At 70.1% G+C, this 16,322-nt stretch carries 17 protein-coding genes and 1 riboswitch; of the genes, 5 read left to right on the top strand and 12 right to left on the bottom strand.

The features are described from left to right. Window position 1 precedes the first annotated feature (1 nt). The gene (locus FK531_RS07300; RefSeq protein ID WP_142097067.1) at window positions 2-1,246 is read left to right on the top strand and encodes a glycosyltransferase family 4 protein; all 1,245 of its coding nucleotides are present in this window, start codon (window positions 2-4) and stop codon (window positions 1,244-1,246) included. 70 nt (window positions 1,247-1,316) lie between these two features. On the opposite strand, the gene FK531_RS07295 is transcribed toward FK531_RS07300, so the two are convergent. Both FK531_RS07295 and FK531_RS07290 read right to left on the bottom strand, forming a co-directional pair. Next, window positions 1,317-2,060, bottom strand: coding sequence for an acyltransferase (locus FK531_RS07295; RefSeq protein WP_142097064.1), 744 nt, complete (start codon window positions 2,058-2,060; stop codon window positions 1,317-1,319). 18 nt (window positions 2,061-2,078) lie between these two features. Beyond that, on the bottom strand, window positions 2,079-2,321 hold the full coding sequence (locus FK531_RS07290; protein WP_142097061.1) for a hypothetical protein: 243 nt from the start codon (window positions 2,319-2,321) through the stop codon (window positions 2,079-2,081). A gap of 354 nt (window positions 2,322-2,675) precedes the next feature. On the opposite strand from FK531_RS07290, the gene FK531_RS07285 reads away from it, so the two are divergent. Further along, window positions 2,676-3,977, top strand: coding sequence for an outer membrane protein assembly factor BamB (locus FK531_RS07285; protein WP_142097058.1), 1,302 nt, complete (start codon window positions 2,676-2,678; stop codon window positions 3,975-3,977). Here the strand turns inward: FK531_RS07285 and FK531_RS07280 are convergent. The 8 genes from FK531_RS07280 to FK531_RS07245 all read right to left on the bottom strand — a co-directional run bounded on the left by FK531_RS07280 (window position 3,967) and on the right by FK531_RS07245 (window position 11,366). After that, entirely contained in the window at window positions 3,967-5,130 is a 1,164-nt protein-coding gene (locus tag FK531_RS07280; RefSeq protein WP_142097055.1) for a THUMP-like domain-containing protein, read from the bottom strand. The genes FK531_RS07285 and FK531_RS07280 overlap by 11 nt on opposite strands. Before the next feature lie 9 nt (window positions 5,131-5,139). Beyond that, window positions 5,140-6,120 (bottom strand): class I SAM-dependent methyltransferase, encoded by a 981-nt coding sequence (locus FK531_RS07275; RefSeq protein ID WP_142097052.1) that lies wholly within the window; start codon window positions 6,118-6,120, stop codon window positions 5,140-5,142. 64 nt (window positions 6,121-6,184) lie between these two features. Beyond that, window positions 6,185-6,964 carry an enoyl-CoA hydratase/isomerase family protein gene (locus FK531_RS07270; protein ID WP_142097049.1) on the bottom strand — a complete coding sequence of 260 codons (780 nt, stop codon included), beginning with the start codon at window positions 6,962-6,964 and terminating at the stop codon, window positions 6,185-6,187. A gap of 9 nt (window positions 6,965-6,973) precedes the next feature. Next, window positions 6,974-7,783, bottom strand: a complete 810-nt coding sequence (locus FK531_RS07265; protein ID WP_142097046.1) for an NUDIX hydrolase — start codon at window positions 7,781-7,783, stop codon at window positions 6,974-6,976. Between the two features lie 59 nt (window positions 7,784-7,842). Beyond that, window positions 7,843-8,673, bottom strand: a complete 831-nt coding sequence (locus FK531_RS07260) for an ABC transporter ATP-binding protein (RefSeq protein ID WP_142097042.1) — start codon at window positions 8,671-8,673, stop codon at window positions 7,843-7,845. 109 nt (window positions 8,674-8,782) lie between these two features. Continuing rightward, window positions 8,783-9,421 carry a TenA family protein gene (locus tag FK531_RS07255; protein WP_142097039.1) on the bottom strand — a complete coding sequence of 213 codons (639 nt, stop codon included), beginning with the start codon at window positions 9,419-9,421 and terminating at the stop codon, window positions 8,783-8,785. Then, window positions 9,418-10,023 carry a TenA family protein gene (locus FK531_RS07250; protein WP_142097036.1) on the bottom strand — a complete coding sequence of 202 codons (606 nt, stop codon included), beginning with the start codon at window positions 10,021-10,023 and terminating at the stop codon, window positions 9,418-9,420. The genes FK531_RS07255 and FK531_RS07250 overlap by 4 nt, the downstream gene beginning before the upstream one ends. Then, window positions 10,020-11,366: a purine-cytosine permease family protein gene (locus tag FK531_RS07245; protein ID WP_142097033.1), complete on the bottom strand. Its 1,347-nt coding sequence runs from the start codon at window positions 11,364-11,366 to the stop codon at window positions 10,020-10,022. Before FK531_RS07245 ends, FK531_RS07250 begins: the two co-directional genes overlap by 4 nt. Next, a riboswitch (TPP riboswitch) is annotated at window positions 11,358-11,468 on the bottom strand. (Overlaps the previous gene by 9 nt.) Before the next feature lie 171 nt (window positions 11,469-11,639). On the opposite strand from FK531_RS07245, the gene FK531_RS07240 reads away from it, so the two are divergent. The 3 genes from FK531_RS07240 (at window position 11,640) to FK531_RS07230 (ending at window position 14,296) form a co-directional block, all read left to right on the top strand. Further along, window positions 11,640-12,461: an ABC transporter permease gene (locus FK531_RS07240; protein ID WP_142097030.1), complete on the top strand. Its 822-nt coding sequence runs from the start codon at window positions 11,640-11,642 to the stop codon at window positions 12,459-12,461. A 32-nt stretch (window positions 12,462-12,493) separates the two neighbouring features. After that, window positions 12,494-13,225 carry an ABC transporter ATP-binding protein gene (locus tag FK531_RS07235; protein ID WP_142097027.1) on the top strand — a complete coding sequence of 244 codons (732 nt, stop codon included), beginning with the start codon at window positions 12,494-12,496 and terminating at the stop codon, window positions 13,223-13,225. A gap of 132 nt (window positions 13,226-13,357) precedes the next feature. Further along, window positions 13,358-14,296: an ABC transporter substrate-binding protein gene (locus FK531_RS07230; protein ID WP_142098145.1), complete on the top strand. Its 939-nt coding sequence runs from the start codon at window positions 13,358-13,360 to the stop codon at window positions 14,294-14,296. A gap of 7 nt (window positions 14,297-14,303) precedes the next feature. Here FK531_RS07230 and FK531_RS07225 read toward each other — a convergent pair whose 3' ends face one another. Continuing rightward, window positions 14,304-15,074, bottom strand: a complete 771-nt coding sequence (locus FK531_RS07225) for a peptidyl-tRNA hydrolase (protein ID WP_246097989.1) — start codon at window positions 15,072-15,074, stop codon at window positions 14,304-14,306. Further along, entirely contained in the window at window positions 15,071-16,291 is a 1,221-nt protein-coding gene (gene serB, locus FK531_RS07220) for a phosphoserine phosphatase SerB (RefSeq protein ID WP_142097024.1), read from the bottom strand. Before serB ends, FK531_RS07225 begins: the two co-directional genes overlap by 4 nt. Between the last annotated feature and the right edge of the window lie 31 nt (window positions 16,292-16,322).

Raw genomic sequence — 16,322 nt, 5'->3', positions numbered from 1 at the left:
AATGAAGGTCCTGATCGTCTCGTGGGAGTACCCGCCGGTGGTCGTCGGCGGGCTCGGCAGGCACGTCCACCACCTCGCGACCGAACTGGCCGCGGCCGGGCACGAGGTGGTGGTGCTCTCGCGCCGCCCCACCGGCACCGACGCGTCCACCCATCCGACGATCACACACGTCTCCGAGGGTGTGCTGGTGGTCGCGGTGGCCGAGGACCCCGCTCACTTCGTGTTCGGCGAGGACATGCTGGCGTGGACGCTGGCGATGGGTCACGCGATGGTCCGGGCCGGAGTCGGACTGGCCAAGCCGGGACTCGGGGAAGGCTGGCGGCCGGACGTCGTGCACGCGCACGACTGGCTGGTCGCGCACCCGGCGATCGCGCTGGCCGAGTTCTACGACGTGCCGCTGGTCTCCACCCTGCACGCGACCGAGGCGGGCCGGCACAGCGGCTGGATCTCCGGGACGATCAACCGTCAGGTGCACTCGGTGGAGTGGTGGCTGGCCAACGAGTCCGACGCGATCATCACCTGCTCGGCGTCGATGGAGGACGAGGTCACCGAACTGTACGGCCCGCAGCTCGCGCCGATCACGGTGATCCGCAACGGAATCGACGTCGCGACCTGGAACTACCGCGAGCGAGCGCCACGGTCGGGTCCGCCGCGACTGCTGTTCGTCGGCAGGCTCGAGTACGAGAAGGGCGTGCAGGACATCATCGCCGCCCTGCCACGGATCCGGCGCAGCCATCCGGGCACCACGCTGGCGATCGCGGGCGAGGGCACCCAGTACGAGTGGCTGCGCGAGCAGGCCCGCACGCACCGGGTGGTCCGGTCGGTGAGCTTCCTCGGCTCGCTCGACCACGCGGAACTGCTCGGCTGGCTGCACGGCGCGGATGCCATCGTTCTGCCGAGCCGCTACGAGCCGTTCGGCATCATCGCCCTCGAGGCGGCGGCCTCCGGGACACCGCTGGTCACCTCGACGGCCGGAGGACTGGGCGAGGCGGTGGTCGACGGCGTGACCGGTATGTCGTTCCAGCCCGGAGACGTCGACGGGCTGACCTCCGCGGTGCGCGAGGTGCTCGACGATCCGGCCGCGGCGCAACGACGTGCGGCCGCGGCGCGGGAGCGGTTGACGTCCGACTTCGACTGGCATCAGGTCGCGCAGGACACCGCCCAGGTGTACCTGAGCGCCAAGCGGCGCGTGCGGCACCCGCTCGCGCGCCCGGACATCCCGCTGCGCCCGCTCCCTGGTCGCTAGGCGACTCCGTCGCCCGTGAGTACTTCTGGTCCGCAGTGGGGCCGAAAGGACTCACGGGCGCCGGAGGCGCTTATCCCGCCGCGGCGGCCTTCTTGCGCTCGATGTCCTCGAGCGCGGCGATGTACTTCGCCCGGTCGGCGGCGCCCGCCTCCCAGGCCTCCTTGCGGTTCTTGACGACCTTCGCAGGCGCGCCGACCGTGATGCTGTAGTCGGGCACCTCGCCCTTGACCACCGCGTGCGCGCCGAGCACGCAGCCGCGGCCGATCTTGGTGTTGCGCAGCACGGTCACCTTCGCCGCAACCCAGGTGTCGGGACCGATGCGGACGGGCCCCTTGACGATGCCCTGGTCCTTGATGGGGGTGTTGACGTCGTCCATCCGATGGTCGAAGTCGCAGATGTAGCACCAGTCCGCCACCAGAGTCGAGGCGCCGATCTCGATGTCGAGGTACGTGTTGACCACGTTGTCCTTGCCGAAGACGACCTTGTCGCCGATGCGCAGGGAGCCCTCGTGGCACCGGATCGCGTTGCCGTCGCCGATGTGCACCCACCGGCCGATCTCGAGCCGGGAAAGGCCCGGCGTCGAGTGGATCTCGACTCGCTTACCCAGGAAGACCATGCCGCGCAGGATCACGTGCGGGTTGGCCAGTTTGAACTTCGCCAGGCGGTAGTAGCGGACCAGGTACCACGGTGTGTACGCCTTGTTCGCGATCACCCAACGCAGCGAGTCCTTGGTCAGGAATCGAGCCTGCTCACTGTCGTTTCGACGGGATCCACGCCACCTCGTGCGCAACGGTGCGCCCCACATGCTGGTCATGGATCGACAGCCTACGTATCAGTGCCAGTGAAGTCTGCCGCGACCCATCCAGCCGTGACCGCCAAGCCACCCTGTCCCGCTGAGCAACAACACTGCGACCAGTGCCCCGACGAGCACGACGACGACGGCGAGCAGCGACGCGGTCATCGCGCCGATCAACGTCGCGCCACCGACGACGAGGGCGACCACGATGTACACCCCCGCGGCGGGTGAGCCCAGGAGGTATCCCTCTTCGTTACCGCGCGCAGAGGGAGTTCGCACCTCGTGCGCTGCGTGGCTGTGCCGTGCATGGCTGGACTGACCCGTGGACCCGCTCTGACGCCGTCCCATGTTTCCATTTGAACACAATTGCGCACCGAATTACATATTTCATTTGAATGACACCGATCCCACCGCATCGGGAATAGCGTTTAATCACGAATTCATAACATCCGCTGGACGTCGATATTCAACCGAAATTACATTCATGGCGTTCCCTCCGAATTGGAATATCGGCTACGCACGTGCACGCGACCGGAGGGCACCTGGGGCAGCCCGCGACGCGGGGCGGGTGCCGGGTGCGGCCGGGACTGCCGGATAGTGTGCATCGAGCGAAAACCACACGAGGAGTGACGAATGCGGCGTGTCCTACGGTCGGCGGCAGTGTCGCTGGCGACGATCTCGGCACTGGTCGTCGGCGGCTGCAGCAGCGATTCGCAGGTCGACAGCATCTACTCGACCGGGGGTTGGCCGGGCATGCACGCCGACGCCCGCAACAGCGACACCAGCCCCGTCGCCGGATCGAGGTCCCTGTCCTTCGCCTGGTCACGCCCCCTGGGCGCACCGACCGCCACGGCGGCCTCGATCTCGTCCGGCGGGCAGATCTTCGTCACCACCCGCAGCGACAACGGTTGCAACCTCTACTCGTTCGAGATCGAGAGCGGCCGCAAACGCTGGTGCACCCGACTCGGTCCCGGCGTCGCGGCCGCCACCCCCCTGGTCGACCACAACACGAACGTGTACATCGGCGAGGACGGCGCGATGAACTCGTTCAACGAGCACGGTCAGCTGCGCTGGCGCACCGTTGTCAGCGGCACCCCCATGTCGGCGCAGTTCACCGGCGACGGCAACGTCCTGTTCGTCACCCAGTTCGGGGTGATCTCGGTGCTCAGCCCGCAAACCGGCAAGGAGATCGTGCCCTCCTACCAGCTGATCCCGGCACCGACCGCCGACCAGGCGCAGGACGTGCCGCTGCCGGCCGCGGCGAAGGGCCTCGACCAGTGCTTCTTCGGCTCCCCCGACTGCCCGGTCCCGCACACTCCCGCGATCGACCTCGAGTCGGGTCGGTTCTACGTCGACGTGTGGAGGCCGGGGCGCTCGCAGTCCGAGATCGTCGCGATGCGCTATGCCGACGGCGCTCTCTCCGAGGAGTGGTCCAGCGACGCTGTACCCGGCGGCAGCTCGTCGAGTCCGGTGCTGTCCGCCGACGGCGGCACCCTCTACGCCAACGACACCAAGGGCACCCTCTGGGCGCTCGACACCGACACCGGCAAGTCGCGGTGGAGCCACGACATCGGATACGTGGCCGCCGAGGGTCCGTCCGTGACCGCCGACGGACTCATCGTCCCCGCGGGCGGACGCGACGGACACCTGCTCGCGCTGCGCGACCGGGGCGACCACGCGGAACTCGTCTGGGAGCGCAAGGACGTCCTCCAGCTCGGTGTGCCCGCACAGACCGCAGGCGGGACCGGCTACACCGTCGTGCGCGACGGCACGGCGGGACTGGCGGTGCTGGCGTTCGACACCGGCACCGGCGAGAGCGCGAGTCAGACCGTGCTGCCCGGCGCCGCCGGCTTCACGGTCGGCACGTCGATCGGACCGAGCGGTGAGGTGCTCACCCCGACCCTGCTCGGCGAGCTGTTCGTCCTCAAGCCCTGACCCCGGCCTCGCAGACGAAGGCCACCGGCGTGCGCCCGACGCGGGTGAGGACGACGCTGAGCGAGGCCGACCCCCGTAGCTTGAGCCTGGGCCGCAACACCGCCGGGTCCACGTCCACCCCACGAACGAGGATCTCCGCCACCCCGCAGTCCAGGCGCGCGAGCTCCTGACGCAGGGCCTTCTCGGTGTACTTGAACTGCTCGACGATCCGGAACCCCCGCACACCCGCGGGGACCGCGTCACCGGTCAGGTAGGCGATCCGCGGGTCGAGCTGCCACAGTCCGTGCCGGGCCGCGTAGTGCCGCACGAGGCCCGCGCGCACCACCGCCCCGTCCGGGTCGACGATCCACTGTCCCGGTTCGCGGTCGGGGATGTCGTCGGGCTCCGCGTCGGTCAGTTCCCAGCCACAGCCGTCCGCGGACAGGACCGTCGCCCGGCGCCGCACCCCGGTACCCGCGAGCCCCGGCGACCACAGGCATGCCTCGCGGACGCCGCCGTCGAGCGAGACCACCTCGACCTCGCCGTCCCAGTCCAGGGCGTCGTAGTCGAGGCCGGGCGCGCACTTCACCGACAGGTCGCGCCCACGGTAGGCATCCAGGAGGTCCGGCAGCGGCGGCACCAGCGCGGCCGGGTCGTGCCTGCGTTTGCCGCCCGACCGCCGCGCCGGGTCGGCGAGGACGACGGTGTCACGGGTGCACGGGACCAGCGCGTCGGCGCGAATCACCGTGGCGCCGGGCACGTTCCGGGCCGCCATCGCCAGCCGCACCGGGTCCAGGTCACTGCCGACGACGACGTCCGCGACGCCGACCAGTGCGGACAGTTCCGCCCCGACCGAGCAGGTGACGTCGTGCACGGCCCGGCCCGCCACCCGGCCGGCGCGATGGCGAGCCACCACGGCAGGGGTCGCCTGCTGGAGCGCGTCGTCGGTGAGCAGCCAGTCGGGTGCGGGGTCGAGCTTCACCTCGGCGCGGCGTCGCAGCAGTGTCGTCTCGACCAGGGCGGCGGTTCGGTCGCCGAAACGGGCACGCACCCGGCCGATGTCGGCCAGGTGCGTGCGCGCGGAGAGTTCGAGCTGATCCACCTCGGTCAGGGCGGAGGTACCGTCAGCGGAGCTCAGGTACCGCACGTCCTCCAGGGTGAAGTCATATCCCACCGAGATCTGTTACTTCGCTTCCGGCTTCACGCCGGTGATCATCACGTTGTAGAAGAAGTTGCGCGGGACGACGTGCTTGAGCACCTTCTCGTCGACCCAGCTGAGGGTCTTGAACCCGCCGAACGCGAACTTGGCCCAGCCCCAGCCGAGCTTCTCCGGCGGTACCGCGGCCTCGAAGGTCCGGACCGGCCAACCGAGCAGCGCCGCGGCGAACTCCTCGGTGATGGCACGCACCTCGACGCCACCGGCCGACTTGGCCATGTTCTCCAGGTCGGTCGGGTCGAAGGTGTGGATGTCGACGACGGCCTCGAGCGCGGCAGCGCGGGAGGACTCGTCGAGCTCGGCCTGCGGGCGGCGCCAGTCCGCCAGGAACGGCAGCTTGGTCACCCGGGTGGTGGCCTCCCAGGTGGCCCGGCCGAGCCAACGCGCGTAGAAGTTGCCGATCGTGGACGGCTCGCCGGCGAAGACGAACCGGCCGCCGGGCTTGAGCACCCGCAGCACCTCACGCAGCGACTGCTCGACGTCGGGGATGTGGTGCAGCACCGCGTGCCCGACGACGAGGTCGAAGGTGTTGTCCTCGTAAGGGATCCGCTCTGCATCGGCCACGCGACCGTCCACCGACAGGCCGAGGTTCTCGGCGTTGCGGAGGGCGACCTTGACCATGCCGGGCGACAGGTCGGTGACCGAGCCGGTCTTGGCGACTCCGCCCTGCATCAGGTTGAGCAGGAAGAAGCCGGTGCCGCAGCCGAGTTCGAGTGCCCGCTCGTAGGGCAGCGGGAGGTCGCCCGCAACGGCGTCGAAGCGACCACGGGCATAGTCGATGCAGCGCTCGTCGTACGAGATCGACCACTTGTCGTCGTAGGTCTCCGCTTCCCAGTCGTGGTAGAGCACCTGGGCGAGCTTGGTGTCCTTACGAGCCGCCTCGACCTCTTCGGCGGTGGCGTGCGGGCGCGGCGCGGGATCGACGCTGTCGTTAGGGCTTGCAGTCATGGGTGAGAGCCTACTAGGTAGTAAGGAATGAACAAGTTCTAGTTTTTCGGCGGTAGATGCGCTACTACTCGCCCGTGAACTGCGCCTTACCGGGACCGTTCGCGATGAAGGACTCCATGCCGATCGTCCGATCCGCGGTCGCGAACAGCTGCGCGAACTGCTGTGCCTCGATCTTCAGGCCGGTGTTCAGGTCGGTGTCGAGACCCTGGTCGATCGACGCCTTCGCGGCGGCCAACGCACGGCTCGCGGCTCCGGTGAACTGCGAGGCCCACTTCCGTGCCGCGTTGTACACCTCGTCCGGGGCGACCATCTCGTCGATCAGACCGATCGCGAGAGCCTCCTCGGCGCCGACGAACCGTCCGGTGAAGACCAGGTCCTTGGCCTTGCTGGGGCCGATCAGTCGGGCCAGACGCTGGGTGCCGCCGCCGCCGGGGATCACGCCGAGCAGCACCTCGGGGACGCCGACCTTCGCGTTGTCGCCTGCGATCCGGCGGTCCGCGCCGAGCGCGATCTCGAGGCCGCCGCCGAGGGCGTACCCGGTGATGGCGGCGACCGTCGGCTTGGGGATCTCGGAGATGCAGCCGAGCGCCGACTGCAGGTCACCCGCGACGGGGCTCATCTCGGCGAAGGACATCTCCGCCATCTCCTTGATGTCCGCGCCCGCCGCGAACACCTTCTCGCCGCCGTACACGACGACGGCCTTGACCTCCGCGTTGACGGTGGCCTCGCGGGCGGCGGCCCGGAGTTCCTCCTGCAACTGTCGGTTCAGGGCGTTCATCGGGGGACGGGCCAACCGGATGGTGCCGATGCCGTCGGATACCTCGAGAGTCACAAACTCAGCCATGCGCGAAGGCTACCGCTCTGCCCACGGGTGCATCCCGGCGGCGTAGTACGGCTCCTGTCCGGGGAAGCGAACCCGCAGCGAGCCGTCCTCCTCGTAGAGCGTCGGCAGAATCGCCGGAATCTCCGGCTGCGCGGCGAGAACGTCGGCGACGGAATCGAACTGGTCGATCGAGCGCAGCTGCGTCCAGGTCGGCGGGAGCAGCATGGTGCGGCCCTGCGACCAGTCCGCAACGGCCTGCTCGGGCGTCTGCCAGGCGACCTCTTCGGCCTCCGAGGTCGCGCCGTCGGCGACCTGACCGGTGGGCGCCGCGGCCACGAAGAACCGGGTGTCGTAACGGCGGTGCTCGCCGACGGGGGTGATCCAGTTCGCCCACGGCCGAAGCAGATCCGCACGCAGCACCAGGTTCTCGCTCGCCAGGAACTCACTGAAGGACAGCTCGCGCGCCTCGAGCCGGCGGCGAGCGTCCGCGTACCCCGTCGTGTCGGCGACCACGGTCTCGGCGGTCGGTCCGGCCAGCAGGACGCCACACTCCTCGAAGGTCTCCCGCACCGCCGCGCACACCAGAGCCTTCGCCTTGGCCTCGTCGACGCCGAAGCGCTCCGCCCACCAGGACACCGGCGGGCCGGTCCAGGCGACGTCGGCCTCGGCGTCCTGCGGATCGACTCCGCCACCGGGGAACACGGTCATGCCGCCGGCGAACGCCATGCCGCCGACGCGGCGCAGCAGGAACACCTCCGGCCCGGATGCGGAGTCGCGCACCAGGATGACTGTGGACGCATCCTTCGGCGGGACATCGGGGTGCAGATCGTGTGAGGCCATGTGTCGGACGTTACAACGCGGCCCGCACCGGACGTTCGCGCGGCCACGGAAAACGCGGTTCAGCGGCGGTGCTGGCCGGGCAGTCGGGTCCGCCGCGCGAAGAACCGTCCGTCGACCCGGTCCAGGGTGATGGACTGGCTGAACGCCATCGTCAGGTTCTCCGCAGTGATCACGTCGTCGATCAGACCCTGCGAGACCACCTGCCCCTCCTTGAGCAAGAGCGCGTGGGTGAACCCGGGCGGGATCTCCTCGACGTGATGGGTGATCAGCACGGTGGCGGGCGCGTCCGGGTCGGCGGCCAGGTCGGACAGACGCGCGACGAGTTCCTCGCGGCCACCGAGGTCCAGGCCGGCGGCCGGCTCGTCGAGCAGCAGGAGTTCGGGGTCGGTCATCAGGGCGCGCGCGATCAGCACCCGCTTGCGCTCGCCCTCGGACAGGGTGCCGTAGGTGCGGTCCGCCAGGTGCTCGGCGCCGAGGCTCTCGAGCATCTCCACCGCACGGGTCGTGTCCATCTCCTCGTACTGTTCGCGCCAGCGACCGAGCACCGCGTAGCCGGCTGAGACGACGAGGTCCCGGACCGTCTCGTCGGCGGGCACCCGCTGCGCGAGCGAGGACGACGACAACCCGATCCGCGGCCGCAACTCGTTGACGTCGACACGACCGAGCGTCTCGCCCAACAGGTTCGCGTGCCCGGAGGTCGGGTGTACCTCGGCGGCCGCGATCCGCAGCAGCGAGGTCTTGCCCGCGCCGTTGGGGCCCAGCACCACCCAGCGCTCGTCGAGCTCCACCTTCCAGGTCACCGGACCCACCAGGGTCACGCCGCCGCGGCGGATCACAACGTCGTCGAAGTCGATGAGCAGATCGGGATCAGGTTCGGACACGGCAGCCATCCTCTCGCACCGGCACAGCGCACACGCAACAGGATCGCCGCGCGTGTCGGCCGCCCGCGTCTGGGCGTGAACGGACCGTTCAGGTTCATGGTGAACCTGAACGGTCCGTTCATGCCGCGGGTGGGGTGGGGGGCAGGGCGCCGCACTCGTCCCAGAACGCGACCTCGAACTCCGCCACCCGGCCGAAGGCCGCCCTCTGACGTGCGGTGGGTTCCCCGGCGCCCAGCAGCTCGCCGAGGTCGGCGACGTAGCTCGCGAACGGCGGCGCGCTCCAGTTGTCGATGAACGACCGGTACCGCGAGTCGGCGGCCGCGGCGCGCTCGCGGACCGTCGTCCACGCGTCGAGGTACGCCTTCTCCACGCCGTAGAGGACCACCGAGGCGACCTCGTAGCCGTCGTGCAGGCTCGCCATCATGAACGAGGTGTACGACGCGCACCCGAGGCTGGGCCGGTAGCCGTCTCGGTCCAGGCCGCGACGGTCGAGCTCGACACGGAACAGCTCGAGTTCGGGTGTGAGAGCGGCGATCCCGCCGGCCAGCACGTCGCGGGAGCGTTCGTCGGGTGCCAGGGTCAGGACGCCGGCGAGGAACCGGCGGAACTCGACCACGAACGCATGGTCCTCGAGCAGCCAGCGGTCGAACGCCCCGACCTCGAGCGTCCCGTCCGCGGTGGCCAGCACGAACGGGTGCTCGGCCAGCCGCCGCCAGCGGTCCGACTCGCCCTCGACCAGCGCCACGGCCCGGCTCATCGGGCGTCCCAGAACGCGAGTTCGTGCCGCATCGCCGCCATGAAGGCCTGCTCCGCGACCGCGGGATCGGGAGCCGCCTCGTCGAGCATCGCCGCGCACCGGTCCGCCAGCTCCGCGAACGCGGGGTCTGCGTAGGTGTCCACCCACCGGCGGTACCGCGGGTCGGCCGGCGGGTTCACGGCCAGTGCCTTGCCCAGCTCCGAGTACCCCCACATGCACGGCAGCAGTGCCGCCAACCCGCGACCGTAGTCTGACGCCGCGTCGAGCAGGAAGTCCGTGTACGCCTCGCACTGCGGACTCTTCACCGCGGAGTCGAACTGCGCACCAAAGGGTTCGGACAGTTCTCGGTGCAGGCTCAGTTCCTCGTGCAGGGTCGAGTGCGCGAGGTCCACCAGGTATCCGAGGTGACCGTCGGGCGCCTGCCAGGCGAGCCGCGCGAACACCCTGGTGTAGTCCAGCAGGTACAGGTAGTCCTGTTCGAGCCAGCCGCGGAAGGTCGCCGGGTCGAGGTCGCCCCGCGCGATTCCGGCCACGGTGGGATGCGCGAGTTGCTGCGCCAGCACCGGCCGACCGAGTGCCTGCAGTCGTGCCGAGAGACTCACGCCCGCACCGCCTTCCGGGCCCGCACCAGGCCGATCAGTGCGGTCAGCGCCCCGGCCACGACCAGTGAGGCGAGCGACGCCGACCACCCGGCAGACGAGATCCCCAGCGAGGACTGCAGGTTCGTCCACCACTGCGTCCATCCGGAACCGAATCCGGTGAAGTAGGTCGGCGTCACCAACTGGTAGACGACGAATCCGATCACCCACGGCACCAGCATCTCCCAGCGTGAGGGCGCCGACTCGGACACGTCCCAGACCCCGCGCTTGATCAGGTAGAAGGAGACCAGGAAGGTCGCGGTCAGTGGTACGAACACGGCGCCGATCAGGAACAGGAAGGGCTCGTAGCTGTAGGCGTCGACGCTCAGCGCGAGCAGGGTCGCGACGGCGCCCACCCCGACCACCAGGTACCGGCGGTCCAGCGACGGTCGAAGATTCTGCGCGCTGATCGCGGTGGAGTAGATGTTCGCGAACGCCTCGTCCATCTCGTCGATGACCAGGATCAGCAGCGCCACCCCGGCCAACGGGAGCACCAGCAGACTGCCGATGATGTCGAACCCGGGATCCAGGCCGAACGCCACGAACGCCAGTACGCCGAGCGCGAAGAACGCGATGGTGGCGCCGCCGTAGCCGACCGTCGCGCCGAGGAAGGCGGCCCGCGGCGAGCGCGAGTGCCGGGCGTAGTCGGCGGCCAGCGGCACCCACGAGATCGGCATGGCGATCACCAGGTCCACGCTGGTCCAGAAGCCGGAGAAGGTTCCGTCGGTAAGGGAGGGCAGATCCTTCATCAGCACGTTCACCAGCAGGTACACCGTCGAACCGATCGCCGCCCACACCGCGTACCTGGCGAGGATGTGTACGACCTTCAGCGGTCGCAACGCCATCAGGGTGGCGAGCACACCGGCGACGAGCACGAACGGCCAGCGCTGCCACCCGGTCAGCCTGGCGGCCGCCTCGGCCATGACGAACACCTCGAAGGTCGCCCACCCGACGCATTGGACCAGGTTCAACACCGTCGGCAGGGCGGAGAGCCTGTTGCCGAGCAGGCCCCGCATCATCACCATCGCCGGTGCCCCGACGGAGGCGCCCGCGGACGCGGTCAGTCCGAGCAGCGCCGAACCGATCAGCGCGCCCACGACCACCGCGAGCAGCGTCGCGAGCAGCGACTGACCCTGCAGGACGGTGTACGTCGCGGCAACCGGCAGCAGCAACGAGATGCCGAGGTTTCCCCACAACCCGATCTGGGCACCGAGACCCAGAGTGCGGGTGGGGTTCTCGTCGAGGGTGAAGGACGGCTCCGACGATTCGAGGGACGACTCCCCCGATTCTGGACGCACAACAGACATCGCGCTGCTCCCTACGCCGGAATGACCCGGATCAGGTGTGACGGTCGGAGCAGCCGTGCTCCCTCTCAGCCCTACGACGCCAGGGCTCCCGTGCTGGACGCGCTCACCTTAAGCCCGTTTCGCCGTCAAACCAAGCCACAGGCACATCACTCGCACCGGGCCAACACATCACGTCCGGCTGATTCCAACTCTTCCGGAGTACCCCAGCGCACCCGGATGATTCGGCATCGGCCCCGCCAACCGGGCGGGCCGGAACCGCCAGGGGGACCACCCATGTCCGTCATCACCCGCCGCGGCGCCGACCGCGTACCCGGCGGCGACACCGCAGTGCCGTTGTATCGCCGACCGGGGTTCCTGCGTGCCCTCACACCGCTGGCGTTGCTGATCACCTGGCAGGTCGGCAGCCAGTCGGGACTGCTGTCCGAGCGGACGCTGCCTGCGCCCTCGGTGGTCCTGTCGGCGGGACTGGAGGTGTACCGGTCCGGCGCGCTCGGCGACGCCCTGGTGGTCTCGGGCCAGCGGGTGCTGCTCGGATTCGCCCTCGGCGCCGCTCTCGGTCTCGGACTCGGCATCGTCGCCGGGCTGGGCAGAGTGGGCGAGTACGTCGTGGACCCGCCGCTGCAGATGCTGCGGACCGTGCCCCTGTTCGGACTGATCCCGCTGTTCATCATCTGGTTCGGCATCGGCGAGGAGCCGAAGGTCTACCTCATCGCGCTCGGCGTCGCGGTGCCGCTCTACCTCAACACCTATGCCGGGATCCGCCAGCTCGACCCGAAGCTGCTCGAACTGAGCGGGGTCCTCAGGCTCAGTCGCGTCGAGCGACTGCGCTACCTGGTGGTGCCCGGAGCCCTCCCCCAGATCCTGGTCGGCCTGCGCCTGAGCCTCGGCGTCGCCTGGCTGTCGCTGATCGTCGCCGAGCAGATCAACGCCGGCAAGGGACTCGGCTACATCGTCAACAACGCGCGTGAGTTCCTGCGCACCGACATCGTCATCTTCGGACTGCTCGTGTACGGCCTGCTCGGCCTGATCACCGACTCGATCGTCCGCTGGTTCGAACGGCGCGCGCTGCGCTGGCTGCCGGCCGCGGCGCTGTAGCGAACAACCGACACGAAGGGACCGACGTACCGATGACCGACACCCTCACCCGACCGACCGCACCCGCGGCCCGAATCTCGGGTCTGCGCAAGAGTTTCGGCGGCAACACCGTCCTCGACGGGATCGACCTCGAGATCGGCCGCGGCGAGATCGTCGCCCTGCTCGGCCGGAGCGGGTCGGGCAAGTCGACGCTGCTGCGGGTGCTCGCGGGCCTGTCCGACGACCACACGGGCGATCTGCACATCCCGGACCGCCCGACCGTCGCCTTCCAGGAACCGCGCCTGCTGCCGTGGCTCGACGTCGCGACCAACGTCGAACTGGGACTCGCCGACCGCCGCCGCGCCGCAGGCAGGCGCGCGAAGGCGACCCGCGTCCTCGCCCAGGTCGGACTCGGCGGTCATGCGGATGCCTGGCCGCTGACCCTCTCCGGCGGCGAGTCGCAGCGGGCCGCGATCGCGCGGGCACTGGTCGCCGAGCCGAGCCTGCTACTGCTCGACGAGCCGTTCGGCGCGCTCGACGCCCTCACCCGGCTGTCGATGCACGACCTGCTGCTCCGGCTCTGGGACGAACACGGATTCGGGGTCCTCCTGGTCACCCACGACGTCGCCGAGGCGGTTGCGCTCGCCGACCGTGCGGTGATCCTCGACGGCGGTCGCATCGCGCACGAGGTGCCGATCGACCTGCCGCGCCCGCGCAGGCACGCGGCACCGGAGGCTGCACGGTACGCGGGCCGCCTGCTGAGCCTGCTGGGGGTCGATGCCTGAACACCTCGCCCCATCCGACCGAGCGTACCCACAGACACCGAAAGAGAAAGCACCGCAGTGAAACTCCACCACATTCGCCGTTCGTCCCGTGTCCGACTCGCGGGGATCGCCGTCCTCGCCGCCACCTCCCTGATGCTGAGTGCATGCAGCGGCGGCGACTCGACGCCGGCAGCCGCCGCTCCGACCGGTCCGGTGGATCTGTCGGCGGTGACGCTGAAGGTCGGCGACCAGAAGGCCATCTCGATCGAGGTACTGCTGCGGGCGTCCGGACAGCTCGGCAAGCTGCCGTACAAGCTCGAGTTCTCCACGTTCACAGCGGGACTGCCACTGGTCGAGGCGGCGAGCGCGGGCGGCATCGATCTCGCGCAGACCGGCAACACCCCAGTGATCTTCGGGGCGGCGTCCAAGGCGAACATCAAGGTCGTCGGCGCCCTCGAGGCGACCGGCAAGGGCGACGCCATCCTCGTCGGCAGGGATTCGCCGATCAAGTCGGTCGCGGACCTGAAGGGCAAGCGGGTCGCGACCTTCAAGGGCAGCTCCGCCCACGCGAACCTGCTGCTGCAGTTGAAGAAGGCCGGCCTGTCACGCGGCGACGTGGAGACGGTGTTCATCTCCCCCGCGGACGGCTACACCGCGCTGACCAAGGGCGACGTGGACGCCTGGGCCACCTGGGACCCGTACACCGCGATCGCGGAGAAGGAGTCGGGCGCCCGGGCGATCGCGACGGCGGATCAGGCCGCCAACGGGTACAACTTCTGGGCCGCGTCCACGGGCGCCCTGGCGGATGCGGGGAAGTCGGCCGCGATCGCGGACTTCTTCCAGCGCTACGCGGCGGCCACGGCGTGGTCGCAGAACAACCTCGACGAGTGGTCGACGAAGTACGCGGAGCTGACCTCGATCAGTCCGGACGCCTCGCGAACCACCTGGACCCGGTCCATCAAGCAGCCGATCGCGCTGACCGACCAGGTCGTGGCCTCGGAGCAGGAGATCGCGGACGCGTTCACCGCGGCGGGCGACATCCCGGGCACGGTGGACTTCGGCGCGGCCGTCGACCGGCGCTTCAGCAGCTGATCGGCTGTCAGTCGGGCAGCTCGGCGACAACGGTCGTCGAGCCCGGCGCCACCTCGGTGAAGCCGGCGTCGCGCACCGCGACCGCCCGGCCTGCGCCGACCGCGTCGACGAGTGCGGCCCAGCGGTCCGGGTCGGCGTCGCGGACGGCGCACCGGAAGTCGTCGTGGGCCCAGCGCCAGGCCTGCTCGGTGGTCATCGCGCCCGCGAGGATCATCGCCGCGTGCCCGACCTGTGCGGCGGCCTTGCCGACGGTCATCCCGAGCGAGCCGTCGACCCACAGCACGGGCACGCCGTCCGCAACGTCGCCGGGACTGTCGTGGTCGAGGTCGGTGCCGCCGATCTGCAGTCTGCGGATCCGCGGGTCGAGGGCGCCGACCGGACCCGGCACCAGGGCGCGCGCCTGCGCCCCGTCCACGTCGACGGTGACGCCGTCCACGTCCTGCGCGGCCAGCCACTGGGCGCCGCGGGCACGACGGGCGACCTTGCGGATGCGTGCACCGGTCCAGGCCAGGTAGTCGCCGCGCCACGGCCCCGGTTCGCCGTCCTCGCCGGTACCGACGCGCTCGTCGAGGCACAGCGTGACAGTCGCCGTCGCCGCGGCCTGCAGCACCGCACTGCGGGCGGGCGGCTCCGCCTTGGCGATGTGCAACACCAGCGGCATCGCGAGCACCAGCGACGGGTCCTCGGGGTCGGGGCGGTCGCCGTATCCGCGGGCGAGGACCGCGTGACGGTCCCGGAACCGGGCACCTGGCCGCGTGTCCGGAACCTCCTGTGTCACAGCGGGACCCGGCGTACCAGACCGTCCACTGCGTCGGCCGCCTCCACCTCGTCCCGGGTCACCCCGAGCACGAACAGAACGGCGTCGAGGAAGGGGTGGGACAGGGCCGTGTCCGCGACCTCGCGCAGGGCGGGCTTCGCGTTGAACGCGACGCCGAGGCCCGCGGCGTTGAGCATGTCGATGTCGTTGGCGCCGTCGCCGACCGCCACGGTCTGCTCCATCGGCACCCCGACCTGCGCGGCGAACTTGCGCAGCGCGACCGCCTTCGCGGCCCGGTCGACGACCGCACCGATCACGCGACCGGTGAGCTTGCCGTCGACCACCTCGAGTGTGTTCGCCTCGACGAAGTCCAGTTCCAGGTCGTGCGCGAGTCCCTCGATGACCTGACGGAAACCGCCGGAGACGACCCCGCAGTGGAAGCCGAGCCTGCGCAGCGTGCGGATGGTGGTGCGGGCGCCGGGGGTCAGTGCGAGGTCGCGGCCGACCTCGTCGATCACCGAGGCGTCGAGCCCGGCGAGTACGGCGACCCGCTGGTGCAGCGACTCGGTGAAGTCGATCTCGCCGCGCATCGCGGACTCGGTGACCGCGCGCACCTCGTCCTCCTTGCCTGCCCGGGCCGCCAGCATCTCGATGACCTCGCCCTGCACGAGCGTCGAGTCCACGTCGAAGACGATCAGACGCTTGGCGCGCCGGGCCAGGCCGGCGCGTTCGACCGCGATGTCCACCGCCTCGGCGGACGCGACCTCCGCGAGAGAGGTACGCAGGGCTCCGTTCGCATCCTCACCGGTCTCCGCGGCCGTGACCATCAGTTCGAGACCGGTGACCGGGTAGTCCGCGATGCCACGGATGGAGTCGATGTTCGCGCCCTGCTTGGCCAGTTCGCGCGCGATCTGGCGCAGCGCGCGGGCCGTGACGGGACTGCCGAGCACCACGACCGCGTGAGTGGACGGGGCGGGCTTGGCACCGGCGTCGGAACCGATCTCGACGTCGACGGTCATCCCGACGGTCGCCATCGCGTCCTCGAGCGCCTCCTGCAGGGCCTCCGGGTCCGACGGGCTGGACACCAGCACGCCCAGCGTCAACCGCCCCCGGATCACCACCTGCTCGACGTCGAGCAGACTCACGCCGTGGCGCGCGAGCGCCGCCAGCAGAACCGACGTCACACCGGGACGGTCCGGCCCTGTCACCGTGACCAGGACCGTGGTGTCTGAAGCCACCGAGAAACTCCCTCCATCCCGCGAATGCCGA

The organism is Rhodococcus spelaei, from assembly GCF_006704125.1.
GTDB classification, from domain to species: Bacteria; Actinomycetota; Actinomycetes; order Mycobacteriales; family Mycobacteriaceae; genus Rhodococcus_G; species Rhodococcus_G spelaei.
Note: the sequence above shows the minus strand (reverse complement) of the source record. Positions and strands in the feature narration are given on the sequence as shown.

Excerpts from the sequence above, each read along its gene's own strand:
- FK531_RS07285 (WP_142097058.1), top strand. The coding sequence starts at position 2,676 with ATGCGGCGTGTCCTACGGTCGGCGGCAGTGTCGCTGGCGACGATCTCG.
- FK531_RS07295 (WP_142097064.1), bottom strand. The coding sequence starts at position 2,060 with ATGACCAGCATGTGGGGCGCACCGTTGCGCACGAGGTGGCGTGGATCC.
- FK531_RS07265 (WP_142097046.1), bottom strand. The coding sequence starts at position 7,783 with ATGGCCTCACACGATCTGCACCCCGATGTCCCGCCGAAGGATGCGTCC.
- FK531_RS07245 (WP_142097033.1), bottom strand. The coding sequence starts at position 11,366 with ATGTCTGTTGTGCGTCCAGAATCGGGGGAGTCGTCCCTCGAATCGTCG.
- FK531_RS07255 (WP_142097039.1), bottom strand. The coding sequence starts at position 9,421 with ATGAGCCGGGCCGTGGCGCTGGTCGAGGGCGAGTCGGACCGCTGGCGG.
- FK531_RS07260 (WP_142097042.1), bottom strand. The coding sequence starts at position 8,673 with ATGGCTGCCGTGTCCGAACCTGATCCCGATCTGCTCATCGACTTCGAC.
- FK531_RS07230 (WP_142098145.1), top strand. The coding sequence starts at position 13,358 with ATGCTGAGTGCATGCAGCGGCGGCGACTCGACGCCGGCAGCCGCCGCT.
- FK531_RS07270 (WP_142097049.1), bottom strand. The coding sequence starts at position 6,964 with ATGGCTGAGTTTGTGACTCTCGAGGTATCCGACGGCATCGGCACCATC.
- FK531_RS07235 (WP_142097027.1), top strand. The coding sequence starts at position 12,494 with ATGACCGACACCCTCACCCGACCGACCGCACCCGCGGCCCGAATCTCG.
- FK531_RS07300 (WP_142097067.1), top strand. The coding sequence starts at position 2 with ATGAAGGTCCTGATCGTCTCGTGGGAGTACCCGCCGGTGGTCGTCGGC.
- FK531_RS07275 (WP_142097052.1), bottom strand. The coding sequence starts at position 6,120 with ATGACTGCAAGCCCTAACGACAGCGTCGATCCCGCGCCGCGCCCGCAC.
- FK531_RS07240 (WP_142097030.1), top strand. The coding sequence starts at position 11,640 with ATGTCCGTCATCACCCGCCGCGGCGCCGACCGCGTACCCGGCGGCGAC.